This window comes from Streptomyces sp. CCM_MD2014 (assembly GCF_000772045.1).
Classification (GTDB): Bacteria; Actinomycetota; Actinomycetes; order Streptomycetales; family Streptomycetaceae; genus Streptomyces; species Streptomyces salinarius.
The window spans coordinates 2,755,377-2,780,151 of the sequence record NZ_CP009754.1; the positions used below are offsets into that span (position 1 = coordinate 2,755,377).

The 24,775-nt window shown below is 71.2% G+C and carries 24 protein-coding genes and 1 riboswitch; of the genes, 9 read left to right on the forward strand and 15 right to left on the reverse strand.

Going from position 1 to position 24,775, the window contains the following annotated elements; all coding sequences use genetic code 11:
* Positions 1-8: 8 nt before the first annotated feature.
* Positions 9-788, forward strand: a complete 780-nt coding sequence (locus NI25_RS11850; RefSeq protein ID WP_061442415.1) for an alpha/beta fold hydrolase — start codon at positions 9-11, stop codon at positions 786-788.
* Between the two features lie 37 nt (positions 789-825).
* Here NI25_RS11850 and mnmA read toward each other — a convergent pair whose 3' ends face one another.
* A complete protein-coding gene (gene mnmA / locus NI25_RS11855) occupies positions 826-1,956 on the reverse strand; it encodes a tRNA 2-thiouridine(34) synthase MnmA (RefSeq protein WP_061442416.1) in 1,131 nt (376 codons plus the stop codon).
* A 60-nt stretch (positions 1,957-2,016) separates the two neighbouring features.
* Here mnmA and NI25_RS11860 point away from each other — a divergent pair, with 60 nt between their 5' ends.
* Complete coding sequence (locus tag NI25_RS11860; RefSeq protein WP_061442417.1) at positions 2,017-2,730, forward strand: N-acetylmuramoyl-L-alanine amidase; 714 nt, start codon at positions 2,017-2,019, stop codon at positions 2,728-2,730.
* Between the two features lie 28 nt (positions 2,731-2,758).
* Here the strand turns inward: NI25_RS11860 and NI25_RS11865 are convergent, their stop codons facing one another.
* From NI25_RS11865 to NI25_RS38470, 3 genes are all read right to left on the reverse strand, one after another.
* Positions 2,759-3,928, reverse strand: a complete 1,170-nt coding sequence (locus tag NI25_RS11865) for a cysteine desulfurase family protein (protein WP_061442418.1) — start codon at positions 3,926-3,928, stop codon at positions 2,759-2,761.
* Positions 3,929-4,018: 90 nt separating this feature from the next.
* Positions 4,019-4,312, reverse strand: a complete 294-nt coding sequence (locus tag NI25_RS11870; RefSeq protein WP_061442419.1) for a hypothetical protein — start codon at positions 4,310-4,312, stop codon at positions 4,019-4,021.
* 49 nt (positions 4,313-4,361) lie between these two features.
* Complete coding sequence (locus NI25_RS38470) at positions 4,362-4,529, reverse strand: hypothetical protein (protein ID WP_061442420.1); 168 nt, start codon at positions 4,527-4,529, stop codon at positions 4,362-4,364.
* Between the two features lie 135 nt (positions 4,530-4,664).
* Here NI25_RS38470 and NI25_RS11880 point away from each other — a divergent pair, with 135 nt between their 5' ends.
* Positions 4,665-5,291 (forward strand): TetR family transcriptional regulator, encoded by a 627-nt coding sequence (locus NI25_RS11880; RefSeq protein WP_061442421.1) that lies wholly within the window; start codon positions 4,665-4,667, stop codon positions 5,289-5,291.
* A 12-nt stretch (positions 5,292-5,303) separates the two neighbouring features.
* On the opposite strand, the gene NI25_RS11885 is transcribed toward NI25_RS11880, so the two are convergent.
* Both NI25_RS11885 and NI25_RS11890 read right to left on the reverse strand, forming a co-directional pair.
* Positions 5,304-6,164: a thioesterase family protein gene (locus tag NI25_RS11885; RefSeq protein ID WP_061442422.1), complete on the reverse strand. Its 861-nt coding sequence runs from the start codon at positions 6,162-6,164 to the stop codon at positions 5,304-5,306.
* A 25-nt stretch (positions 6,165-6,189) separates the two neighbouring features.
* Positions 6,190-6,933: a TioE family transcriptional regulator gene (locus NI25_RS11890; protein WP_061442423.1), complete on the reverse strand. Its 744-nt coding sequence runs from the start codon at positions 6,931-6,933 to the stop codon at positions 6,190-6,192.
* A gap of 58 nt (positions 6,934-6,991) precedes the next feature.
* On the opposite strand from NI25_RS11890, the gene NI25_RS11895 reads away from it, so the two are divergent.
* Positions 6,992-8,203, forward strand: coding sequence for an erythromycin esterase family protein (locus tag NI25_RS11895; protein WP_061442424.1), 1,212 nt, complete (start codon positions 6,992-6,994; stop codon positions 8,201-8,203).
* A gap of 10 nt (positions 8,204-8,213) precedes the next feature.
* Here the strand turns inward: NI25_RS11895 and NI25_RS11900 are convergent, their stop codons facing one another.
* The 9 genes from NI25_RS11900 to NI25_RS11940 form a co-directional block, all read right to left on the reverse strand.
* Entirely contained in the window at positions 8,214-8,873 is a 660-nt protein-coding gene (locus NI25_RS11900; RefSeq protein WP_003973517.1) for a trimeric intracellular cation channel family protein, read from the reverse strand.
* A 78-nt stretch (positions 8,874-8,951) separates the two neighbouring features.
* Positions 8,952-10,433, reverse strand: coding sequence for an ABC transporter ATP-binding protein (locus NI25_RS11905; RefSeq protein ID WP_061442425.1), 1,482 nt, complete (start codon positions 10,431-10,433; stop codon positions 8,952-8,954).
* 23 nt (positions 10,434-10,456) lie between these two features.
* The gene (locus NI25_RS11910; RefSeq protein WP_061442426.1) at positions 10,457-11,554 is read right to left on the reverse strand and encodes an ABC transporter ATP-binding protein; all 1,098 of its coding nucleotides are present in this window, start codon (positions 11,552-11,554) and stop codon (positions 10,457-10,459) included.
* Positions 11,551-12,549 carry an ABC transporter permease gene (locus NI25_RS11915; protein WP_061442427.1) on the reverse strand — a complete coding sequence of 333 codons (999 nt, stop codon included), beginning with the start codon at positions 12,547-12,549 and terminating at the stop codon, positions 11,551-11,553. Before NI25_RS11915 ends, NI25_RS11910 begins: the two co-directional genes overlap by 4 nt.
* Before the next feature lie 108 nt (positions 12,550-12,657).
* Positions 12,658-14,460 carry an ABC transporter substrate-binding protein gene (locus NI25_RS11920; protein WP_061442428.1) on the reverse strand — a complete coding sequence of 601 codons (1,803 nt, stop codon included), beginning with the start codon at positions 14,458-14,460 and terminating at the stop codon, positions 12,658-12,660.
* 70 nt (positions 14,461-14,530) lie between these two features.
* Positions 14,531-15,538, reverse strand: coding sequence for an ABC transporter permease (locus NI25_RS11925; protein ID WP_061442429.1), 1,008 nt, complete (start codon positions 15,536-15,538; stop codon positions 14,531-14,533).
* Between the two features lie 311 nt (positions 15,539-15,849).
* Positions 15,850-16,647, reverse strand: coding sequence for an enhanced serine sensitivity protein SseB C-terminal domain-containing protein (locus tag NI25_RS11930; RefSeq protein ID WP_061442430.1), 798 nt, complete (start codon positions 16,645-16,647; stop codon positions 15,850-15,852).
* Positions 16,648-16,839: 192 nt separating this feature from the next.
* The gene (locus NI25_RS11935; RefSeq protein WP_061442431.1) at positions 16,840-17,607 is read right to left on the reverse strand and encodes an enhanced serine sensitivity protein SseB; all 768 of its coding nucleotides are present in this window, start codon (positions 17,605-17,607) and stop codon (positions 16,840-16,842) included.
* Between the two features lie 101 nt (positions 17,608-17,708).
* Positions 17,709-18,377 carry an AAA family ATPase gene (locus tag NI25_RS11940; protein ID WP_061442432.1) on the reverse strand — a complete coding sequence of 223 codons (669 nt, stop codon included), beginning with the start codon at positions 18,375-18,377 and terminating at the stop codon, positions 17,709-17,711.
* A 177-nt stretch (positions 18,378-18,554) separates the two neighbouring features.
* A riboswitch (glycine riboswitch) is annotated at positions 18,555-18,648 on the forward strand.
* Between the two features lie 154 nt (positions 18,649-18,802).
* On the opposite strand from NI25_RS11940, the gene gcvT reads away from it, so the two are divergent.
* The 5 genes from gcvT to NI25_RS11965 all read left to right on the forward strand — a co-directional run bounded on the left by gcvT (position 18,803) and on the right by NI25_RS11965 (position 24,725).
* A complete protein-coding gene (gene gcvT, locus NI25_RS11945; protein ID WP_061442433.1) occupies positions 18,803-19,921 on the forward strand; it encodes a glycine cleavage system aminomethyltransferase GcvT in 1,119 nt (372 codons plus the stop codon).
* A gap of 138 nt (positions 19,922-20,059) precedes the next feature.
* Positions 20,060-20,437, forward strand: coding sequence for a glycine cleavage system protein GcvH (gcvH, locus tag NI25_RS11950; RefSeq protein WP_061442434.1), 378 nt, complete (start codon positions 20,060-20,062; stop codon positions 20,435-20,437).
* Between the two features lie 14 nt (positions 20,438-20,451).
* Complete coding sequence (glyA, locus tag NI25_RS11955) at positions 20,452-21,714, forward strand: serine hydroxymethyltransferase (protein ID WP_061442435.1); 1,263 nt, start codon at positions 20,452-20,454, stop codon at positions 21,712-21,714.
* 102 nt (positions 21,715-21,816) lie between these two features.
* Entirely contained in the window at positions 21,817-23,184 is a 1,368-nt protein-coding gene (locus tag NI25_RS11960) for an L-serine ammonia-lyase (protein WP_061442436.1), read from the forward strand.
* Positions 23,185-23,306: 122 nt separating this feature from the next.
* Positions 23,307-24,725, forward strand: coding sequence for an MFS transporter (locus tag NI25_RS11965; protein WP_061442437.1), 1,419 nt, complete (start codon positions 23,307-23,309; stop codon positions 24,723-24,725).
* The last annotated feature ends 50 nt before the right edge of the window (positions 24,726-24,775 follow it).

Below are 24,775 nucleotides of genomic sequence, written 5' to 3' on the forward strand. Positions count from 1 at the left end.
GCACAGGCATGGAGATGACGACTGTTTCGCGTGACGGCGCCCGCATCGCCTACGAGCGCTCCGGGCGGGGCCCGGCGGTCGTGCTCGTCAGCGGCGCCATGTCGACCGGTGCGACGACGGCGCCGCTGGCCGCCGAGCTGTCGGACCGTTTCGACGTCGTCGTGTACGACCGCCGGGGGCGCGGTGAGAGCGGTGACACCGCGCCCTACGCGGTCGAGCGCGAGATCGAGGACCTGGCCGCGCTGGTCGAGGCGGTGGGCGGCGAGGCCTCGCTGTACGGCATGTCGTCGGGCGGCGCGCTGGTGCTGCGGGCGGCGGCGAGCGGTCTGCCGGTGCGCCGGGCCGCCGTGTACGAGGTGCCGTACGCCATGGACGACGAGGCCGTGCGGGCCGCGGCCGAGTACACCGAGCGGCTGACCGAGGCGCTGGGGCAGGGTCGGCACGGGGACGCCGTCGAGCTGTTCCTGCGCCACACCGGACTGGGCGAGGACATGATCCGGGGCGCCCGGCAGTCCCCCATGTGGGCGGGGATGGAGTCGGTGGCGCCGAGTCTGGCGTACGACGACGCCGTGCTGGGCGACGGCCGGGTGCCCCGCTCCGAGATCGCCGCGATCACCGCGCCGCTGCTGGTCCTCGCGGGCGGTGCGAGCGACGCGTGGTGGCACGAGGCCGCCCGCGCGGTCGCGGACGCCGCCCCGGAGGGCACCTACGGCACGGTGGACCGGCAGACCCACATGGTGGAGCCGGGCGTACTGGCGCCGGTGCTGGCGGAGTTCCTCGCCGGATGAGCCGGAGCCGTCGTACGCCCCGGCGTCGGCTCGGGGCTCAGGCGGCGCCGGCCGTCGCGCGCTTCGTGGACGCGATCGTCGCCGAACCCACCACGCGCGTGCCGTCGTACAGCACGATGGCCTGGCCGGGGGCCACACCCCGCACCGGCTCGGTGAAGGTCACCTCCAGGGTGCCGTCGACCAGTTCGGCCCGTACCTCGGTCTCGCCGCCGTGGGCGCGGAGCTGGGCGGTGTAGGTGCCGGGGCCGGTGGGGGCGGTGCCGCACCAGCGGGGCTTGACGGCGCTGAGGGCGTCGACGTCGAGGGCCTCGGCCGGGCCGACCGTCACGGTGTTGTCCACCGGGGAGATGTCCAGGACGTAGCGGGGCTTGCCGTCGGGGGCCGGGGTGCCGATGCGCAGGCCCTTGCGCTGGCCGATGGTGTAGCCGTAGGCGCCCTCGTGGGTGCCGAGCCGGTTGCCCGCCTCGTCGACGATGTCGCCCTCGGCCTTGCCGAGGCGCTTGGCGAGGAAGCCCTGGGTGTCGCCGTCGGCGATGAAGCAGATGTCGTGCGAGTCGGGCTTCTTGGCGACCGCGAGGCCCCTGCGCTCGGCCTCCGCGCGGATCTCGTCCTTGGTGGTGACCGTGTCGCCGAGCGGGAACATCGCGTGGGCGAGCTGCCGGTCGTCGAGGACGCCGAGGACGTAGCTCTGGTCCTTGGCCATGTCGGAGGCGCGGTGCAGCTCGCGGGTGCCGTCCTCGCGCAGGATCACCTGGGCGTAGTGACCGGTGCAGACGGCGTCGAAGCCGAGCGCGAGGGCCTTGTCGAGGAGGGCCGCGAACTTGATCTTCTCGTTGCAGCGCAGGCACGGGTTGGGGGTGCGGCCGGCCTCGTACTCGGCGACGAAGTCCTCGACCACGTCCTCGCGGAAGCGGTCGGCGAGGTCCCACACGTAGAAGGGGATGCCGATAACGTCCGCGGCGCGACGGGCGTCCCGTGAGTCCTCGATGGTGCAACAGCCCCGGGCGCCCGTGCGGAAGGACTGCGGGTTCGCGGAGAGCGCCAGGTGGACGCCGGTCACGTCGTGCCCCGCCTCGGCCGCGCGGGCGGCGGCGACGGCGGAGTCGACCCCGCCCGACATGGCGGCGAGGACGCGGAGGGGACGGGTGCGCTGCGGAGTGTCAGTCATAGCCCCTCCAGAGTACGGGGAGGCGGGAACCGGAGCGCGCGAGTATGCGTTGAAGATCGTATGGGGGCGAAGCAGGGATCCGCGGGCGGGTCCGCGAGCGGCGGGTCCGGGGACGGCGACCGGCGCATCGGGCGGCGGGCGCTGATCGTCGGCGGTGCGGCTGCGGCCGTGGGCACCGGTGTGCTGGCCCGCGACGAGCTGTCGCGCCTGTGGTGGCGGATGCCCGGCGTCGAGCGGCCCCGTGAGCAGGGCGCCGTCGACTACGCGGGCGCCCGCTGGGTGGCGGCGTCCGAGGCGAACTGGCGGCGGGCGGACCGCCCGGACGACTTCGGCATCGACATGGTGATCGTCCACGTCACCCAGGGCAGCTTCGACAGCGCCGTGCGCGCCTTCCAGGACCCGGGGCACAAGGCGGCCGCGCACTACGTCGTGGGGCAGGACGGCCGGATCACCCAGATGATCCGCGAGCTGGACGTAGCGTACCACGCGGGAAACCGCGACTACAACGAACGCAGTGTCGGCATCGAGCACGAGGGTTTCGTGGACCGCCCGCAGGACTTCACGGACGCGATGTACGCCGCCTCCGCGCGGCTGACGGCGGGCATCTGCGCGCGGTACGACATACCAGTGGACCGCGAGCACGTCCTCGGCCACGTCGAGGTGCCGGGCACCGACCACACCGACCCGGGACCGCACTGGGACTGGGACCGGTACCTGAAGCTGGTGCGGCGGGCGGCCACGAGCGGCCCGTCGAAGCCGCCGACAAAGGCCTGAGCCCCGACGCCGGCACTCGCGGCGGCGCCTACGACAGCCCGGCCGCCCTGGCGCGTTCCACCGCGGGGCCGATCGCCTTGGCGAGTGCCTCCACGTCGGCCTCGGTCGAGGTGTGGCCGAGTGAGAAGCGCAGGGTGCCGCGGGCCAGGTCGGGGTCGGTCCCGGTGGCCAGCAGGACGTGGCTGGGCTGGGCGACGCCCGCGGTGCAGGCGGAGCCGGTGGAGCACTCGATGCCCTGGGCGTCCAGCAGGAGGAGGAGGGAGTCGCCCTCGCAGCCCGGGAAGGTGAAGTGGGCGTTGGCCGGCAGGCGGCCCCCGGGTGTCGGGTCGCCGCCGAGGATGGCGTCCGGCACGGCCGCACGGACCGCCTCGACCAGGTCGTCGCGCAGGGCGCCGATCTCCCGGGCGAACCACTCGCGCTGCTCGGCGGCGAGACGGCCGGCGACGGCGAAGGAGGCGACGGCGGGGACGTCGAGGGTGCCGGAGCGCACGTGGCGTTCCTGCCCGCCGCCGTGCAGGACGGGCACCGGGGCGTACTCCCGGCCGAGCAGGAGCGCGCCGATGCCGTAGGGGCCGCCGATCTTGTGGCCGGACACGGTCATCGCGGCGAGCCCGGAGGCGGCGAAGTCGACCGGCAGCTGGCCGAAGGCCTGGACCGCGTCGGCGTGCAGCGGCACGTCGAACTCGGCGGCCACGTCGGCCAGTTCGCGGACCGGCATGATCGTGCCGATCTCGTTGTTGGCCCACATGACGGTGGCGAGGGCGACGTCGCCGGGATCGCGGGCGATGGCCTCGCGCAGCGTCTCGGGGCGGACGCGGCCGTACGCGTCGACCGGCAGGTATTCGACGGTCGCCCCCTCGTGTTCGCCGAGCCAGTGGACGGCGTCCAGGACGGCGTGGTGCTCGACGGGGCTGGCCAGGACCCGGGTGCGGGCCGGGTCGGCGTCGCGGCGGGCCCAGTACAGGCCTTTGACGGCGAGGTTGTCGGCCTCGGTGCCGCCGGAGGTGAGGACCACTTCGCTGGGGCGGGCGCCGAGCGCCTCGGCGAGGGTCTCGCGGGCCTCCTCCACGGTGCGCCGCGCCCGGCGGCCGGACGCGTGGAGGGAGGAGGCGTTGCCGGTGACGCTCAGGTGCGCGGTGAGTGCCTCGACTGCCTCGGGAAGCATCGGGGTCGTCGCGGCGTGGTCGAGGTAAGCCATGGTGCGGCCGATTCTACGGGGCGGTTCCGCCCCGCCCGGGACCAAGGTTGGCCTCGTCGCGCAGCGGCCCCGGAAGGGCGGTGCGGCGGCTCACAGGCTCCAGGACATCGTGTTGTCCGCGGACATGAACGCCACTAGGACCAGCAGGTCGGCGACGCCCAGGCCGAGACCGAGGAGGGCCCGGCCTCGGCGGGCGGTGCCGCGCCACAGGGCGATGCTCGCGAGGGCGATGGCGATCGGGCCCAGGAAGACGTTGAGCACGAGCAGGCCGAGGAGGCCGAGGACGAAGGAGGCGACGGCCATGCCGTCGGTGTCGTGGATGCCGGTGCGACGGGTGGTGCGGGGGCCTTCGGTGGTGCGGTCGGCCGGTGCGGTGAGCTGCATGGTGTTCTCCCTGCCGTGCGTCGGTGGACCGTGCGTCGGTGGTGGTGCGTCAGTGGGCGGAGGTGCTCCGTCGGCGGCCGTGCCGCTCGCGGAGGGCGAAGATGCCGAGCCAGACGGCGATCACCAGGCCGGCCGCGACCGAGAAGGCGAGCGGGGCGTGGGCGACGGTGCCCATGACCAGCCCGAGGATCAGGAGTGCGACGACGAGAAACAGCATGGAACGGGTCCCCCAGACTTCCGGACTTCCTTCCGGACTTCGGTGAACGGTTGTAGTTACAGTTGTTCACTGACTTCTCAGTCTAGCGCGCCGTCCGGCTTTTCAATTCCGGAGAACAGTTGTTAACTGCATGGCATGAGTCACACCCCCGGCGTTCGGCAGGCGCAGAAGCAGAAGACCCGGCAGGCGCTCCTGGACGCGGCGCTGGGCCTGCTGGAGGAGCAGAGTCTGAGCAGCCTGGGGCTGCGTGAGGTCACGCGCGCCGTGGGGGTGGCGCCGACCGCCTTCTACCGGCACTTCCGCTCCACGGACGATCTCGGCGTGGCGCTGGTCGAGGAGGCGCTGGGCAGCCTGCACCCGATGATCCGCACGACGATGTCACCGGCCGAGGACGACGACGAACGCATCGCCCGCGCGGTCGAGTTGATCGCCGGGCACGTGGCCGCGCACCCGGCCCACGTCCGCTTCATCGCGCGGGAGCGGCACGGCGGGGTGCAGCCGGTGCGCAGGGCGATACGGGAGCAACTGGCGCGGTTCGCCGAGGAGGTGAAGGCCGAGCTGGCCACGGACGCGTCGGCGGCGGGCTGGAGCGACGCCGACCTGCGCATGCTGGCGGGCCTCTACGTCGACCAGATGCTGATCACGGCGTCTTACTTCCTGGAGACACTGGACGCCCCGGAAGAGGAGCGCCGCCGGGCCGTCGGGACGGCACGGCGGCAACTGCGGCTGATCAGCGTCGGCCGCAGGCACTGGCTGGACTGAGGAGCAGCCGGGTCAGCCGAGCCGCACCCGGGCCAGCTGGCGGGACTGGGCGACCAGCCGGTCGGCGCTGTCCCAGACCTCGGCGTCCTCCTCCAGGAAGCCGCCGGCGAGGTTGCGCGTGGTGATGGAGACCCGCAGCGGGCCCGGCGCCGGACGGCACCGCACGTGCGCGGTCAGCTCGACCGTCGGCACCCAGCCCTTGAGCCCCAGCTCGAAGGCGGTCGGCGGCAGCGCGTCCACCGCGAGGAGCAGCGAGAGCGGGTCGGCGTCGCGGCCGTCGGCGAGGCCGAACCAGGCCCGCATCTCACCCCGGCCCGAGGGCTGCCCGAGCGCCCAGCCCAGGGTGGCGGGGTCCAGCTTGAGCATCAGCCGGTCGGTGATGGCCGAGCTGCCCTCGACGGGGGCGGGACCGTCCTGGGGGCCGAAGCACTGGTCCGTCGGCGGTATCGCGGGCGGCGTGGCCGAGGTGCGGACGTCGTCAGGCAGCGCGTCGAGGTCGCCGTAGGAGGCGAGGACGCGGATGCGCTCCACCTCGTTGCCCTCGTCGTCGTACTGGAAGAGGGAGGCCTGGCCGGTGGAGAGGGTGCGTCCCGTGCGGACGGTCTCGGTGCGCACGAGGGCCGGGCCGGGCTGGGAGGCGGTGAGGTAGTGCGCCGAGATGGTGAAGGGGTCGGGGTGCGGGAGGGCGTCGCCGAGGGCCCGGCCCAGGACGGCCAGCAGATAGCCGCCGTTGACGGCGTTGATGATCGTCCAGCCGGCGGACAGGTCGATGTCGTAGACGCCGGGGGCGCGCCGGGTGACGGCGGTGTCCCGGTCGAACTCGCTGTCGCCGATGGTGGCCCGTACGGCCGCTGCGGAGGCTGCTTCTGGCATGACTGCACGGTACAACAGGCAACTACTAAGCGGTAGCTTTTCGCGACCGTTCCCAGGCGCGCAGGTACGCGTCGAGTTCCGCCGCCCCGGCCACCATCGCCCGGCCACGGGCCGACACCCGGTCGTGCCACTCCCGCAGGGCGGCCTCCAGCGGCTCCACTCCCCCGGCCGCACGCACCTGGGCGATCACGGACGCGATCCGCTCCAGCGGGTAGCCGCCGCGCCTGAGCTGGTGGGCGAGGCGGGCGTCCCGGACGTCGGCCTCGTCGTAGCGGCGGTACCCGGTCACCGGGTCGCGCCGTGGGCGCACCAGGCCGGCCCGCTCCCAGGCGCGCAGGGTCGCGGGCCGGACGCCCAGCTCCGCCGCGAGGGACCCGATGAAGCCGCCCGCCGAACCCGGCACGTCCCCGGCGGCCTCGGGCACCAGGTCCCGCAGTGCGCCTTCCACGGCCTCCAGCGTCCGCCGGTCGTCGAGCAGCCGGGCGTGGCTCTCGTCGATCAACCGGAGCCCCTCGTCCACCGCGTCCTCGTTCACGGCCCGCATCACCGAGCCCGCCGTCCGGTGACCGTGGCCCGCCAGCAGGGCGAGGAACGCGTCCAGGGCCCGGGCGTGCAGCGCGGTGTAGACGCGGTAGCCGTGGGCCGTGCGCTCGGCGGCCGGGAGGATGCCGGCCGCCTCGTAGTTCCTGACGGCCTGCGCCGACAGACCGTGCGCGCGAGCCAGGTCGACCGGTCTGAGCTTCCCCGTGCTTTGAGGGTTCGCGGCCATGTTTCCCATGTTTTCACGACGAAGTTTCAACCGAAACTTCAACGATACCGTTGAAGCCATGGCCGAACGCATCGAGACCACAGCCGACATCGCCCAGCCCCTGGACGCGGCCGCTGTCATGCGGTTGTTCCCCGCCCCGCCCCGGCTGCTCGCCCTGGGCGAGCCCACGCACGGCGAGGACGCCCTGCTCGACGTGCGCAACGCCGCCTTCCGGCAACTCGTCGAGCGGCACGGCTACCGGACGATCACGATCGAGAGCGACTGCCTGCGGGGACTGTTCGTGGACGACTACGTCACCTGGGGCGCCGGCACCCTCGACGAGGTCATGGCACGCGGATTCAGCCACCCCTGGGGCCCGAGCGCGCCCAACCGGGAACTCGTGCGCTGGATGCGCGCGTACAACGAGGGCCGGCCCGCGCGGGAGCGGATCCGTTTCGCCGGCTTCGACGGCCCGCTGGAGATCACCGGTGCCGAGAGCCCCCGGCAGGCGCTCACCGCCCTGCACGGCTGTCTCTCGGCGTGGGTGGACCCGGACCTGCTCCCCTGCACCGCGAAGACGTTGGACCGCCTGCTCGGCGCCGACGACCGGTGGACCGAGCCCGAGGCCATGATGGACCCCGCCCGGTCCGTGGGGCGGTCGGCCGAGGCCGGCCGGTTGCGGACACTCGCCGCCGATCTCGCGTCGCTGTTGGACGAGCAGACGCCGCACCTGATCGCGTCCGCCTCGCGGGACGACTGGGAGCGGGCCCGCCTGCACGCACGTACCGCCACCGGCCTGCTGGCGTACCACTACGCGATGGCCGACGACTCCCCCGCCCGTATGACCCGGATGCTGGGCGTGCGGGACCGGATGATGGCCGACAACCTCGTCGCGCTCGCCGAGCGGGGGCCGACGCTCGTCCACGCCCACAACGCCCACCTCCAGCGCGAGAAGAGCTCGATGCGGATGTGGCAGGGACCGCTGGAATGGTGGAGTGCGGGGGCCCTCGTCAGCGCCCGACTCGGCGGGGAGTACGGCTTCGTGGCCACGGCTCTGGGCACGATCCGGCACCACGGCGTGGACACCCCGCCGCCGGAGACCGTCGAGGGGCTCCTGTATGCGCTCCCCGACAGCCCCTGCGTGATCGAGCCCGCACAGCTGGCCGGCGTCCTCGGCGACCCGCGGCCCGAACCCCGGGTGTCCCCCTGGTTCGGCTACGCCCCGTTCGATCCCGGCCACCTGGACACGGTCGACGGCCTCGTCTTCGTCAAGGACATGCCGCGTCCGTAGCGGGTCCGGGTCAGTCCCCCTCCACCACCGTCGACCTGCGGTTCCAGGCGCGCGGCGCCCGCCAGTGGAAGCGCAGCGCGAGCAGCCGCAGCACGAAGGCCGTGACGACCGCGAGTCCGCTGGTGAACGGGGTGAGCGCCTCGTAGCGGATGCACAGGGCGACCATCGCGGAGCCGACGATCGCCGGGACGGCGTACAGGTCGCGGTCCCAGCGCAGCAGTGAGGGCACCTCGTTGGCGAGCACGTCGCGCAGGACGCCGCCGCCGACCGCGGTGGTCAGGCCCAGGCAGGCGGAGGCGGTCAGGCCGAGGCCGTAGTCGTACGCCTTGGTGGTGCCGGCGACGCAGAACAGGCCGAGGCCCGCCGCGTCGAAGATGTTCACGCCGGTCTGGAGCCGCTCCACGTGGGGGTGGAGGAAGAAGACCAGCAGCGTCGCGAGCAGCGGGGTGAGGAAGTACCCGAGGTCGGTGAAGGCGGCGGGCGGCACCGCGCCGATCACCAGGTCCCGGAACAGCCCGCCGCCCAGCGCGGTGACCTCGGCGAGGACGGCGATGCCGAAGACGTCGAAGTTCTTGCGTACGGCCAGCAGCGCGCCGGAGATGGCGAAGACGAAGATGCCGACCAGGTCCAGCGTGTGCTGGACGGTGGGGCTGAAGAGTTGCTCGTACACCCTTCCATTCTTACCTGCCAGCGAGCCCCTGCCTTACAAACAAAGGCAGGGGCTCGCTGGCAGTGCGGGTGAGTGAGGTCACTTCCCCTTGGCGGGAGGCTCCTCCTCGGCGGCGGGCTCGTCGCCGCTCCCGGCGGAGGGCTGGTCACCGTCCGACGCGGCGCCTTCAGCGGCCTCGCCCTCAGCGGCCTCGCCCTCAGTCTCGCCCTCAGCGGCCTCGGTGGACTCGCTCTCGGTCGACTCGCTCTCGGTCGACTCGCTCTCGGTCGACTCGCTCTCGGTCGACTCGGCCTCGGCCGACCCGGCCTTGGCCGACTTGGTCTCGGCGGACTCGGTCTCGGCCGACTCGGTCTCGGCCGACTTGGTCTCGGCCGACTTGGTCTCGGCCGACCCGGCCTCCGTGCCCTCGACCTCCGCGGCCACGGCCGCCGAGGTCGCCGCCGACTCCGCCAGCGCCTCCTCCGACACCAGCTCCGCCGCCTCCTTCGCGGCGGAGAGCAGGACGACGTCCTGCGGGGCCTGGTCCTCGAAGTTCTCCGGGTGGTGGCAGGCCACCTGCTGGCCGGGCCGCAGCTCCTTCAGCGGCGGCTCGGTGGTGGCGCAGATCTGCGTCGCCTTCCAGCACCGGGTGTGGAAGCGGCAACCGCTCGGCGGGGCGATCGGCGAGGGCACGTCGCCCTTGAGCAGGATGCGCTCGCTCTTGGCCGCCTTGCGGGCCGGGTCCGGGATCGGGACGGCCGACATCAGCGCCTTGGTGTACGGGTGCATCGGCGACTTGTAGAGCAGGTCGCGGTCGGCCAGCTCCATGATCTTGCCGAGGTACATCACCGCGATGCGGTCCGAGACGTGCCGGACGACCGACAGGTCGTGCGCGATGATCACGTACGTGAGACCGAGCTCACTCTGCAGGTCGTCGAGCAGGTTGACGACCTGGGCCTGGATCGACACGTCGAGCGCGGAGACCGGCTCGTCGGCCACGACCAGCTTCGGGTTGAGCGCGAGCGCGCGGGCGATGCCGATGCGCTGGCGCTGGCCGCCGGAGAACTCGTGCGGGTAGCGGTTGTAGTGCTCGGGGTTGAGACCGACCACCGACAGCAGCCGCTGGACCTCCTTCTTGACCCCGCCCTCGGGCTCGACGCCCTGGAGCTTGAACGGGGCGCTGACGATAGTGCCGATGGTGTGGCGCGGGTTCAGCGAGGAGTACGGGTCCTGGAAGATCATCTGCACGTCGCGGCGCAGCGGACGCATGCCGCCGACCCCGAGGTGGGTGATGTCCTTGCCCTGGAACTCGACCTTGCCCGCGGTCGGCTCCAGGAGCCGGGTGATCAGCCGGCCCATGGTCGACTTGCCGCAGCCGGACTCGCCCACGACGCCCAGCGTCTCGCCGGCCCTGACCTCGAAGTCGATGCCGTCGACGGCGCGGACCGCGCCGACCTGGCGCTGCAGCAGGCCCTTCTTGATCGGGAAGTGCTTCTGCAGCCCGGTGACCTTCAGCAGGGTGTCACCGGGGGCGGCGTCCTTGGTGAGGGTGGTGCCGCTGGTCTGTGCGGGGATGGTCACCGCTTTGTCCTCTGCCTGGTCGCTCACAGCTTCGGCGCAATCTCTTCGGTCCAGATACGCTCCCGCTGCTCCTGCGACATGTGGCAGGCGGCCCAGTGCTTGCTGCCGACCTCGGTCAGCTCGGGGCGGACCGTGCGGGTGACGTCGTCCTTGGGCACGTCGGCGTACGGGCAGCGCGGGTTGAAGGCGCAGCCGGACGGGAGGTTGATGAGGGAGGGCGGCGAGCCCTTGACCGGGATGAGGCGTTCCTGCTGGTCGCGGTCGAGCCGCGGCATCGAGCCGAGCAGGCCCCAGGTGTAGGGGTGCCGGGGCTCGTAGAACACCTTCTCCGCCGGACCGCGCTCGACGCACCGGCCGCCGTACATCACCAGGAGGTCGTCGGCCAGCTCGGCGACGACGCCCAGGTCGTGGGTGATGATGATGACCGCGGAGCCGAACTCCTTCTGCAGGTCCCGGATGAGGTCCAGGATCTGCGCCTGGACGGTGACGTCCAGGGCGGTGGTCGGCTCGTCCGCGATGAGCAGCTCGGGGTTGTTCACCAGCGACATCGCGATCATCGCGCGCTGGCGCATACCGCCGGAGAACTCGTGCGGGTAGCTGTCCACCCGCTTGTCGGGCTGCGGGATGCCGACCCGGTCGAGCATCTCCACCGCGCGGCGCTTGGCGGTCTTCTTGTCCACCTTGTGGTGGATGCGGTACGCCTCCACGATCTGCTGGCCGATCGTGTAGTACGGGTGCAGCGCGGAGAGCGGATCCTGGAAGATCATCGCCATCTCGCGGCCGCGCAGCTTGCGCACGTGGTCGGGGTCGGCGGACAGCAGCTCGGTGCCGTCCAGCCAGATCTCGCCGGATATCTGCGCCTTGCGCTTGCCGTACTGGCCGGCGGTGTGCAGGCCCATGATGCCCAGCGAGGTCACCGACTTGCCGGAGCCGGACTCTCCCACGATGCCGAGGGTCTTGCCCTTCTCCAACTGGAAGGAGAGCCCGTCGACGGACTTGACCAGGCCGTCGTCGGTCGGGAAGTGGACCTTGAGGTCGCGTACTTCCAGGAAGGCGGTCGGCGCGGGCGAGGTGGCGGTGGGCTCGCCCACCGCTGCCCCGCTCTTGCTCAGTTCGGTCATGCGAGCCTCACTCGGGGGTCGATCACGGCGTACAGGACGTCCACCACGAGGTTGGCGATCAGCACCGCGAGAGAAGTGATCAGGACGACGCCCAGGATAAAGGGCAGGTCGTGGTTCTGGATCGCGTCCAGCACCTTCTGGCCGAGGCCGGGGAGGCTGAACGTGGTCTCGGTCAGGATCGCGCCGCCCATCAGGGCGCCGAGGTCCATGCCGAGCATGGTGAGCAGCGGGGTCAGGGTCGAACGCATCGCGTGCTTGCTGATGACGACCTGTTCCTTGAGGCCCTTGGCCCGCGCGGTGCGGATGTAGTCCTCGCCGAGGATCTCCAGCATGGTGGCGCGGGTGATCCGGGCGTACATCGCGGCGTAGAGGAAGGCCAGCGTGATCCAGGGCAGGATCATGCCGCCGAACCATCCGCTGAAGCTGTCCTCGAGCGGTACGAACTCACCGTCGATCCAGCCCAGTCCGTAGGAGAAGATCGCCAGGCTGAGCAGACCGGTGAAGTAGATGGGGAGGGAGACACCCGCCAGGGCGACGACCATCGCGCCGCGGTCCCACAGCGTGCCGCGCTTGAGGGCGGAGAGCACACCGGCGGCCACGCCGAAGATCAGCCACAGCACGGCGGCGCCGAGCGCGAGAGCCAGGGTCACCGGGAAACGCTCGGTCAGCACCGGCCAGACCGACTGCTCGGTCTTGAAGGAGTAGCCGAAGCAGGGCGCGGCGCACTGGGTCACGTCGCCGCCGGCCGCGTAGGTGCGACCCGCGAAGATGCCCTTGAAGAACTCCCACGCCTGCACGAGGACCGGGTCGCCCAGACCCAGCTTCTCCCGCACACCCTCGACGGCGGCGGGGTCCGCCTGCTTGCCGACGAAGTTCAGGGCGATGTCGACCCCGGCCCACTTGGGGACGAGGAAGAAGATGCAGAAGACCACCAGGATGATGACCACGAGCATCACTGCGGCGGCGAACAGCCGCCTGATGAGGTAAGCGAGCACGGGTTGCGGCCCGCTGCGCCCCGCGGGCCGCCGGAGGTTGTCCGGCGGCCCGCGGTCACGCCGCGCCGGCCTTCACCTGCCTTTCGTGCCGTACGGCGGGTGTACCGGTTACTTCTTGGGGTTCTTCAGGCCGATGTTCACGAAGTCGTACATACCGCTGTAGGCGTCGGTGGTGTACACGTTCGCGATGTTGCTGGAGCGCCAGTTGATGAACTTCTCGAAGACGAAGGGCAGGTAGTACGCGCCCTCCATCACCTTGTGGTTGATCTCGGTGGCGATCTTCTCCTTGGCCGCGTCGTCCTTGGCGGTCAGGTAGTCGGCGAAGAGACCGTCGATCTTCGGGTCGTCGATCATCGCGAAGTTGTTGTTCGCGCTGTCGAGGATGTAGTCGCTGTGCCACAGCGGCAGACCGTAGCCCTGCACGGACGGGAAGTCCGGGCCCCAGCCCATGATGATGATGCCGTAGCCCTTCTTCTTCACGTTCGTGGGGCTACCGATGACGCTGGCGTACTGCGAGCCGTCGTACTGGTCGATCTCGACGTTGATGCCGACCTTCTTCAGCGAGGCCTGGAGGGACTCGGCGGTGGCGACCTCGACCGGCTTGTTGTTGCGGACCGCGATGGTGGTCTTGAAGCCGTTCGGCTTGCCGCAGGCCTTCAGCTCTTCCTTGGCCTTCTCGACGTTGCCCTTCTTGTTGGCACCGGCCATCTCGTACGGGTCGTACTTCTGGCCCTCGGAGCCCGGGACGGCGGGCGGCAGCATGTTGGTGCCGATGTCACCACCGGCGATCGGGCCGCCGCGCGCGGTCTGCAGGGAGACGTGGTCGGCTCCGTAGAGCACGGCCTTGCGGCAGTGGAGGTTGTTGAACGGCTCCACGTTCTGCGGGAACGCGGCGTACCGGATGTAACCCGAGACCGGGTTGTCCAGGTTCTCCTTGTGCTCCTTCAGCGCCGTGGTGCGGCCCTGCGGGGACAGACCGGTCTGGGCCAGGTCGATGTCGTAGTCGCCGGCGATCAGGCGGGCGTCCATGTCGTTGGCGTTGGTGAAGAACTTGATCGTGATCTTGTCCGGGTACGCCTTGCGGACCGGGTCCGAGCTCTGCTTCCACTCGGTGTTGCGGACCAGGGTCAGGTCCTTGCCCGGGTTGTACGACTCGAACTTGTACGGGCCCGAGGAGAACGGGTGCAGACCGTACTTGGACTTGGTGTCCTTGTCCTGGCGGACCGGGGACGCCGAGGTCAGCGCGAGCATCTCCTCGAAGTCCGAGTTGGCCTTCGGCAGGTGGAAGACGATGGTCTTGTCGTCCGGCGTCTCGATCGCCTTCAGACCCAGCTTGTCCTTGGACTTGTCCTTGTACGGGCCCTTGTACTCGTCCTTGGGGTCGAGCACCTCCTTGAGGTACGTCGGACCGCCGGACAGCACGTCCTGCGCCCACACGCGCTCGATGCCGTACTTGACGTCCTTGGAGGTGATCGGCTTGCCGTCCTCCCAGGTGATGCCGTCACGCAGGGTGTACGTGTAGGTCTTGCCGTCGTCCGAGACCTTGGCGACGTCGGTGGCGAGGTCGGGGGTGACCTCGGCGCCGGTCTTGCCCGGCTCCGTCTTGTTCGTGACGAGCTGGCGGCTGTAGTAGCGGGAGAAGTTCCACATGAAGCCGTAGTAGCCACGCGTGGTGTCCCACGAGTCGGCGTCCTGCGTGCTGGCGAACTTCAGCGTCCCGCCCTTCTTGGCCTCGGAGGCCTGGGCGACCTTGTTGTTGGCGGCGTCGAAGCCGGCCGCGCCGTTCTTCGAACCGCTGCCGCCGTCGTCGTCGCCGCCGCCGCCGCACGCCGCCGTGGTCAGCAGCGCGGCGACCACTGCGGCAGCGGCCAAAGCCTGCTTGCGCCGCCCTGAGGTGCGTTGGGTAGTCACGATCTCGGATCCTCCGGATTAGATGAGAGACCCCGTGCAGGTGCCACGGGTCGCTTTGCGGTACGGCAGGTCAGCGGGATCCCTTCGGGTCCAACGCGTCGCGCACGCCGTCACCGAAGAGGTTGAAGGCAAGAACGGTGATGAAGATCGCCACACCGGGGACCACCATGTACATCGGGTCCGACTTGTAGTAGTCGATCGCGCTCGAGAGCATCTGCCCCCAGGACGACGTGGGCGGCTTGACGCCCACGCCCAGGAAGCTGAGCGCCGCCTCGGTGAGGATGTTGGTCGGGATCATCATCGTCGTGTAGACGATGATCGGCGCCACCAGGTTGGGCAGCAGTTCCTTGAACAGGATGTAGAACCGCCCGGCCCCCAGCGACCGGGCCGCCTCGACGTACTCCCGTTCACGCATCGAGAGGGTCTGGCCGCGGACCACGCGGCCGATGTAGGGCCAGCCGAAGAAGCCGATGACCACGATCATCATGAGCAGGCGCACACCCGTGCCGCTCAGCCCCAGCATGGAGTCCGGCATCACGGAGACCAGCGCGATGATGAACAGCAGCTGCGGGAAGGCCAGCAGGCCGTCCATGATCCGGCTGATGAGGGAGTCGACCCAGCCGCCGAAGAAGCCGGCGAGGACACCCAGAACGGTGCCGATGACCACGGCGACCATGGCGGACAGGAAGCCGACGAGCAGCGAGATCCGGGCGCCGTGGACGATGCGGGCGAAGATGTCACGGCCGTTGACCGGCTCCACACCGAGCCAGTGCTCGCCGCTGACGCCGCCCAGGGAGCCCGTGGGGGTGCCGAAGAGCGGGTCGATCATGTCCTCGTTGTACGCGTTGGGCTCCTGCCCGTACAGGGAGGTGATCAGGGGCGCGAAGACGGCGACCAGGATGAGGAGCAGCACCACGATGCCGCCCGCGAGGGCCAGCCGGTCCTTCTTCAGGCGCTCCCAGGCGATCCGGCCCAGGGAGCGGCCTTGTACCGACTTGGCCTCGGCGCCGGCGACCGCCGCTTCCTCTGCCGCACTCGGGGCCGCTTCCGCGGTCGGCTCGTGCAATGGTGCCGTCATCTGGCAGGGACCCCTCTCAACCGGCGGTAGCCGGCCCGCACTTGCCGCTGTAGCGGCGTGATCAGTCCGTCGTACAAAGGGGCGAGCATCCACCCCTTGTTGCGGGAGTCTTCAACGCTTTGGCGATCTGTAGCCAGAGCTGACGGGGAATGGATGCGCAACCGTGATGCTGTTCGAGGTGTTCCGTTATCCGGACAGTGGGTAACGGGGGCCGGACGGGGGCGAGTTGGACATCGGGGACATGAGGGCGCTTTGCGCCTTCATCTACGCGCGAAGATCCCCTCTTCCGACGGGCGGACGGCCCCCCGCCGTCAGTACCGGCTACCGGCCGGAGGGTATCCGTACCCGCCCGCCGGTGCCTGGGCGGGGGCACCCGCGTGGGCCTCGCGGTCGTAGAACGGGCGGGCGTTGGCGCGCAGCCACAGGGCGACCGGATCGTGGGTGTCGGTCATCGCCACCGTCGACACCGGCAGCCCGTCCGGCACCGCGCCGACGGACTGCTGCATCATCGCGCGCACCGCGTCGACGGCCGGCGGGGAGGTGTCGTACACGTCCAGGCCGATGGCGAGATACGGCGCCCCGAGCGCCGGCTGCACCCAGGCGCGGCGCAGCGCGCGGACCGCCGGGGTGCGGTGGGCGTTCTGCGCGAGCAGGGCGTAGAACTGGGGAATCTCGATGGCCGGTTCGGACAGCCGCAGCGGACCGGCCGGCTGGCGGTCCAGGCCGGAGGCGATACGGCGCAGGTCGAGCCAGGGGATGCCGACGCCGCCGCCGGGGGCGTGCGGGTTGAGCCACAGGCCGTAGTGGTCCGGGTAGAGGGCGCGCGCGACCTCCAGGCCGTCGACCACCTCGTACGACCGGTTCCAGCCGCTGGCCGACAGCTCCTGGGCGGAGGTCACGCAGGGCGCGTAACCGTAGCCCTCGACCTCCATGTTCCCGTACTGGGCGTCCGGGGAGCCGGCCTGTCCGTGCCACAGCAGCATCCAGACCTGGCCGGAGGCGGGGGTGGCGAGGGCGCGCAGCAGGGCCTCGTAGGCGTCGTAGCGCCCGGGCGTCACCTGGCGCAGCATGTGCTCGACCTGTCCGGTCGTGGTGCCGCTGGCGCTCACGCGTATCGCCCCTTCGAGAAGTTCCCCCGGTGTCGGGTCCAGCTTACGGCTCCACCGGGTGCGGGGGGCCTATGAGCTCGGCGCTCCTCGCCCTCCGGCGGGTACGGGTCCGTCGTGGTCGACCGCGCCCGCGCGACGGTGCCGGCACGTCTCGGCCCCGCGCCCCTTCGGGGCGCTCACCCCGGCCGGCGTTTACAAGTCCCGGTCGTAGAAGGGGCGGACCCGTTCCCGCATCCAGTCGCAGACCGGGTCCTGGGCCGCCTCCAGGAGGACCAGGTTGACCGGGTAGCGCAGGGGGGACTTGGCCAGGGCGCGGCCGAGGGCGTCCAGGGGGAGGGCTCGGGCGTCGCCCTCCCAGTGGGTGAGTTCGACGCCGACGTACAGGACCGGGTCGGCCGTCTCGACGGCGGCCAGGCAGCGGCGTGCGGTGCGGACCACGCCGCTGGCGGCGAACTCGGCGGAGGCGGCGGCCAGGAAGTCCACCGGGTCGTCCTGCCAGTCCGGCTCGAAGAGGCGGACCCGGCCGCCGGACGCGGGCCCGTCCAGCGGGGTGCGTCCGGCCCGGCACAGCTCGGCCACGGCGGGCGGCGGCAGCGGGATGCCCACCACACCCTCCGGGTTCACCGCGATGCCGACCTGCGGGGGCAGGCCGCGGGCGAACTCCACGGCGGGGGCGATGGTGTACGCCATCTGCGCACCGGCGACCTGGCGGAACTGCTCCTCGGAGCTGAACACCGGTACGTAGGCCTGGCCGTCGATCTCCAGCGAGGGCAGGTCGAGGGGGCCGCTGTGCGGGCCGCCGCCGTTGGGCAGGGGTATCCACAGGAAGCTGCGGCCGAGGACCTCCACGATCCGGCCGCCGGCCGTCGGGACGCCGAGGGAGGCGGACAGCACCTCCTCCAGCTCGTTGCCGGGCCACCCGCCGTGCGGATGGGGGTGCGCCTGTGCCGGGAAGTCCATCTGCCTACCTACCGCCTGCCTGGTACCGCCGTTCACGGCCGCCTCGTGGCCGCTTCGTGGCTGAAAGGCTAACCCGTTCGGCCCCGCGGCCCTACCGTGCGTCACCCCGTGAAGGCGATCCGGCGCAGGGTGTCGGCCGCCGCCCGGTCCAGGACGACCGCCGAGGCGCAGCCGGCGGGCAGGGTGCCCCCGGTCACCGCGCGCAGCAGGCGGGAGTTGGCCGCGCGGTGGCGCAGGAACGCGTACCGCGACACGCCCCGGCCGCGCTCGCGCTGGCCGGCCAGGGCATCGCCGGGAGCGACGTCGAGGAGCAGCAGGTGGAGGGTGCCGTCCCGGCGGCGGGCCTCGCGGGCCAGCCAGCCGCGCACCCAGGCCTGGGTGCCGCAGTCGTGCACGACGACGCCCTCGCCGGAGCGCAGCGCGCGGCGCAGTCCGGCGTAGTGGGCGAGGCGGACCAGGGGGCGGTAGAGCGCGTACGGCAGCAGGCGCGGCATGCGCCGGTCCCAGCGGTCGCGGGTGTCCTGGGAGTCGATGCGGCGGCCGCGCACGGTGCGCCGCATCAGCGTGGACTTGCCGCTGCCGGGCAGGCCGGTGATCACCACCAGGTCGCGGGGCCCGAAGAGGAGGGCGTGCGGGCTGCGGCCGTCGCGGTCCCTGAGGTCCCGGACGACGGGTGCGGGCAGTGGGGCGCAGGCCTCCGGAGCGGGAGAGACGGGCTGCTTGGGCAGCGGGAGTCCCGAGGTCGTGGCGTACGCCGTGGTCCTGTTCACCGTGATCGTCCTCCCCTGGGGCGGTACACGAGTACCTCCCCGTCGAGTGTAAAGAGAAGGTAATGCGCGGGTCTCGCGTTTTCGTTCGCTTACTGCCACAAGCCGGTTACAGATCACGGTCTGCCACGGATGGGCCGGGCGTGCAATGATGGCGGCGCCAACTGCATACCGGCCGTTTGAATCCGCGCGGGAGAGTCCCCGGCCGCGCCGGGGCGCCGAAGGAGCAAGTCCCTCCCTTGAATCTCTCAGGCACCGTTACCGCGCGGGCGAGGCACATCTGAAAAGCGGACCGCCCCGACGGCGGTCCCACCCAAGGTGCAAGCCCTGATCGCCGTACTCCGGTGGCCGTGGCGAACCTCTCAGGTTCCGATGACAGATGGGGAGGACCGACCTCGCCACGTCCTGTCCTGGGAGACGACCGACCGATGAGCAGTTCCGAACTCCGCCGTACCGCGCTCGATGCCACGCATCGCGCGCTGGGCGCGACGATGACCGACTTCGCCGGCTGGGACATGCCGCTGCGCTACGGCTCCGAGCGCGAGGAGCACGTCGCGGTGCGCACCCGTGCCGGTCTCTTCGACCTCTCCCACATGGGCGAGATCACCGTCACCGGGCCGCAGGCGGCCGAGCTGCTGAACTTCGCGCTGGTCGGCAACATCGGCACCGTGAAGCCGGGCCGGGCGCGCTACACCATGATCTGCCGCGAGGACGGCGGCATCCTGGACGACCTGATCGTCTACCGGCTGGGGGAAGTCCGGTACATGGTCGTCGCCAACGCCTCCAACGCGCAGGTCGTGCTGGACGCGCTGACCGAGCGCGCGGCCGGCTTCGACGCCGAGGTGCGCGACGACCGCGACGCCTACGCGCTGCTGGCGGTGCAGGGCCCCGAGTCCCCGGGCATCCTCGCGTCGCTCACCGACGCCGACCTGGACGGCCTGAAGTACTACGCCGGTCTGCCCGGCACGGTCGCGGGCGTCCCGGCGCTGATCGCGCGCACCGGTTACACCGGCGAGGACGGCTTCGAGCTGTTCGTGAAGCCCGAGCACGCCGTCGAGCTGTGGCAGGCCCTGACCAAGGCGGGCGAGGGTGCCGGTCTGGTCCCGTGCGGCCTGTCCTGCCGGGACACGCTGCGCCTGGAGGCGGGCATGCCGCTGTACGGCAACGAGCTGACGACCTCGCTGACGCCGTTCGACGCCGGTCTGGGCCGTGTGGTGAAGTTCGAGAAGGAGGGCGACTTCGTCGGGCGCGCGGCGCTGACGGAGGCCGCCGAGCGTGCCGCTTCGGAGCCTCCCCGCGTCCTGGTCGGGCTGGTCGCCGAGGGCCGCCGGGTCCCGCGCGCCGGGTATCCGGTCGTCGCCGGCGGCGAGGTGATCGGCGAGGTCACCTCCGGCGCCCCGTCCCCGACGCTGGGCAAGCCGATCGCCATGGCGTACGTCGACCCCGCGCACGCGGCCCCGGGCACGGAGGGCGTCGGCGTGGACATCCGGGGCAGCCACGAGCCGTACGAGGTCGTGGCGCTGCCGTTCTACAAGCGCCGGAAGTAGACACTGGGCGGCACCGGCCCCAGGGACCCGGGCGGCGTCGGCGCCCGCAGCCCCGGGGCGGCGTCGCCCCCCGTGTGACGTGTTTCGCCCACCACCCCCTTCACCAGCCACTTCCTCGCGTACAGGAGAATTCAGGCCATGAGCAACCCCCAGCAGCTGCGCTACAGCAAGGAGCACGAGTGGCTGTCGGGCGCCGAGGACGGCGCCTCGACGGTCGGCATCACGGAGCACGCGGCCAACGCGCTCGGTGACGTCGTCTTCGTGCAGCTTCCCGACGTCGGCGACTCGGTGACCGCGGGCGAGACCTGCGGCGAACTGGAGTCGACCAAGTCCGTCTCCGACCTCTACTCCCCCGTCTCCGGCGAGGTCACCGAGGTCAACGAGGACGTCGTCAACGACCCGTCGCTGGTGAACAGCGCCCCCTTCGAGGGCGGCTGGCTGTTCAAGGTGCGGATCACGGACGAGCCTGCCGACCTGCTCTCCGCCGACGAGTACACCGCCTTCACCGCCGGCTGAGGAGTCCCGACCCCATGTCGCTTCTGAACACACCCCTGCACGAGCTGGACCCGGACGTCGCCGCCGCCGTCGACGCCGAGCTGGACCGCCAGCAGTCCACCCTCGAGATGATCGCCTCGGAGAACTTCGCCCCCCTCGCGGTCATGGAGGCCCAGGGCTCGGTCCTCACCAACAAGTACGCCGAGGGCTACCCGGGCCGCCGCTACTACGGCGGCTGCGAGCACGTCGACGTGGTCGAGCAGATCGCCATCGACCGGGTCAAGGCGCTCTTCGGCGCCGAGCACGCCAACGTGCAGCCGCACTCGGGCGCCCAGGCCAACGCCGCCGCGATGTTCGCGCTGCTCAAGCCCGGCGACACGATCATGGGTCTCAACCTCGCCCACGGCGGGCACCTGACCCACGGCATGAAGATCAATTTCTCCGGCAAGCTCTACAACGTCGTCCCCTACCACGTCGGCGACGACGGCCAGGTCGACATGGCCGAGGTGGAGCGCCTCGCCAAGGAGACCAGGCCGAAGCTGATCGTGGCCGGCTGGTCGGCCTACCCGCGTCAGCTGGACTTCGCCGCCTTCCGCAAGGTCGCGGACGAGGTCGGCGCGTACCTGATGGTCGACATGGCGCACTTCGCCGGTCTGGTCGCGGCGGGCCTGCACCCGAACCCGGTGCCGCACGCCCACGTCGTCACCACGACCACGCACAAGACGCTGGGCGGCCCCCGCGGCGGTGTGATCCTCTCCACGGCCGAGCTGGCCAAGAAGATCAACTCCGCCGTCTTCCCCGGTCAGCAGGGTGGGCCGCTGGAGCACGTGGTGGCCGCCAAGGCCGTCGCCTTCAAGGTCGCCGCGAGCGAGGACTTCAAGGAGCGCCAGACCCGTACGCTGGAGGGTGCCCGCATCCTGGCCGAGCGCCTGGTGCGGGACGACGCCAAGGCGGCGGGCGTCTCCGTCCTGACCGGCGGCACGGACGTCCACCTGGTCCTGGTGGACCTGCGTGACTCCGAGCTGGACGGCCAGCAGGCCGAGGACCGTCTCCACGAGGTCGGCATCACGGTCAACCGCAACGCCGTCCCCAACGACCCGCGTCCGCCGATGGTGACCTCCGGTCTGCGCATCGGTACGCCGGCCCTGGCGACCCGCGGCTTCACCGCCGAGGACTTCGCCGAGGTCGCGGACGTGATCGCCGAGGCGCTGAAGCCGTCGTACGACGCCGAGGCGCTCAAGGCCCGGGTGAAGGCCCTGGCCGACAAGCACCCGCTGTACCCGGGTCTGAACAAGTAGACACCGCTCCCGAGGTGGGGCGCCGCGCCCGTCACAAGCGGAGCCGGCGCCCCGCCCGAAGCACCTTCCCCTCTGCACCACCCCCGTTCTGAGGAGTCCTCCGTGGCCATCTCGGTCTTCGACCTGTTCTCGATCGGCATCGGTCCGTCGAGCTCGCACACGGTCGGCCCGATGCGCGCGGCCCGCATGTTCGCCCGCCGCCTGCGCAACGAGAAGCTGCTGGACTCCGTCGCCTCGGTCCGCGCCGAGCTGTACGGCTCCCTCGGCGCCACCGGCCACGGCCACGGCACCCCCAAGGCGGTGCTGCTCGGCCTGGAGGGCGACTCGCCGCGCACGGTGGACGTGGAGACGGCCGACACCCGCGTCGAGGCGATCCGGTCCTCGGGCCGCATCCGTCTCCTGGGCGAGCACGAGATCGCCTTCTCCTACGACGACGACATGATCCTGCACCGCCGCAAGGCCCTCCCCTACCACGCCAACGGCATGACGCTGTGGGCGTACGACGCCGAGGGCGCCGAGGTGCTGACCAAGACCTACTACTCGGTCGGCGGCGGCTTCGTCGTCGACGAGGACGCGGTGGGCGCGGACCGCATAGTCCTGGACGACACCGTCCTGAAGTACCCCTTCCGCACCGGCGACGAGCTGCTGCGCCTGGCCCGCGAGACGGGCCTGTCCATCTCCGCCCTGATGCTGGAGAACGAGCGGGCCTGGCGCGACGAGGGCGAGATCCGCGAGGGCCTGCTGGAGATCTGGCGTGTGATGCGGGCGTGCGTGGAGCGCGGCATGACCCGCGAAGGCATCCTGCCGGGCGGCCTCAAGGTCCGCCGCCGCGCCGCCAACACCGCGCGCAAGCTCCGCTCCGAGGGCGACCCGCAGGCCCTGGCCATGGAGTGGATCACGCTCTACGCGATGGCCGTGAACGAGGAGAACGCGGCCGGCGGCCGGGTCGTCACCGCCCCCACCAACGGCGCGGCCGGCATCATCCCGGCGGTCCTGCACTACTACGTGAACTTCGTCCCCGGCGCCGACGAGGACGGCGTGGTCCGCTTCCTCCTCGCGGCCGGCGCCATCGGCATGCTCTTCAAGGAGAACGCCTCCATCTCGGGCGCCGAGGTCGGCTGCCAGGGCGAGGTCGGCTCCGCATGCTCCATGGCGGCCGGCGCCCTCGCCGAGGTGCTCGGCGGCTCCCCGGAGCAGGTGGAGAACGCCGCCGAGATCGGCATGGAGCACAACCTCGGCCTCACCTGCGACCCGGTCGGCGGCCTCGTCCAGATTCCCTGCATCGAGCGCAACGGCATGGCCGCGGTCAAGGCCGTCACGGCGGCCCGCATGGCGATGCGCGGCGACGGCTCCCACAAGGTCTCCCTCGACAAGGTCATCAAGACGATGAAGGAGACCGGCGCCGACATGTCGGTCAAGTACAAGGAGACGGCCCGGGGCGGGCTGGCGGTGAACATCATCGAGTGCTGACCGGCCGACGCGACGGGGAGGGAGCAGGAAGCGGGCGTCTCACATCGTGACATCCGCTTTCCGAAAAACAAGACGCCTGAGATCGTTGCAGGGCCCATGTTTCGCACGTGAAAGACCGAGCCATGCCCGCACCGGCCTCCGGCCCAGCATCCCAGACACCCGTCAACCCCCGGTCACGGGTCCTCGTCGCCAGCCTCATGGGCACGACGATCGAGTTCTACGACTTCTACATCTACGCGACCGCCGCCGTCCTCGTCTTCCCGAAGCTCTTCTTCCCGAGCAGCGACCCCACCACGGCACTGCTGTCGTCGTTCGCGGTCTTCGGCGCCGCGATGGTCGCCCGGCCGATCGGCGCCGTCTTCTTCGGGCACCTCGGTGACCGGCTCGGCCGCAAGAAGACGCTGGTCGTCTCGCTGCTCACCATGGGCATCGCCACCTTTCTCATCGGCGTGCTGCCCACCTACGCGCAGGCCGGCTGGGTCGCCACCGCGCTGCTGGTGCTGATGCGGCTCGCGCAGGGCTTCGCGCTCGGCGGCGAGTGGAGCGGGGCCGCGCTGGTCGCGACCGAGAACGCGCCCCGGGGCAAGCGCGCCCTGTACGGCACCTTCCCGCAGCTCGGCGCACCGCTCGGCTTCATCATCGGCAACGGCCTGTTCCTGATCATCGGGGCCCTGCTGCCGTCCGCAGGCGGCGCGGACCCCACGCAGCCGTCCGATGCCTTCACGAGCTGGGGCTGGCGCATCCCGTTCCTGTTCTCCGCCGTGATGGTCGCGATCGGCCTGTGGGTGCGCTCGCGGCTCGTGGAGTCGACGGTGTTCGCCAAGACCCGGCAGGCCGGCAAGGTGCGGAAACTGCCGCTGGCCACGGTCGTCCGGGGCCACTGGAAGGAGCTGGTCCTCGGCACCTTCATCATGCTGGCGACGTACGTGCTCTTCTACCTGATGACCACGTTCTCGCTGAGCTACGGGCGTGCGGCGAAGGACGCCGACGTGCCGGGACTGGGGTACGGCTACACCACGTTCGTCCTGATGATGATCTTCGGCGTGCTGTTCTTCGCCGTGTTCACCCTGGTCTCCGGTCCGCTCGCCGACCGGTACGGGCGCCGTGCCACGCTGGTCTGGATCACCGCCGCGATCGTGGTCTTCGGTCTGGTCTGGGTGCCGCTGATCGGCCTGGGCACGCTCGGCGTGGTGCTGTGGCTGGTGCTCGGTTTCACGCTGATGGGCATGACCTTCGGCCCGATGGGCGCGCTGCTGCCGGAGCTGTTCCCGACGAGCGTGCGCTACACCGGCTCCGGCATCTCGTACAACGTCAGTTCGATCCTCGGCGCGGCCGTCGCCCCGTTCATCGCGGTGGCCCTGTGGGAGGCCGGCGACGGCTCGCCGTGGCTGGTCGGCGTCTATCTGTCGGCGATGGCCCTGCTGACGCTGACCGCCCTGCTGCTCGGCAAGGAGACCAAGGACGTCTCCCTGGACGAGGGCGAGCCCGACGCCGCCGAGGAGAGCCCCCGGGCGGACACGGTCGCCTCCTCCGCCCCCTGATCCGTCCGGCGTTCACCACCGCCGTACGCCGGGCGCCCGCACGCCCGGCG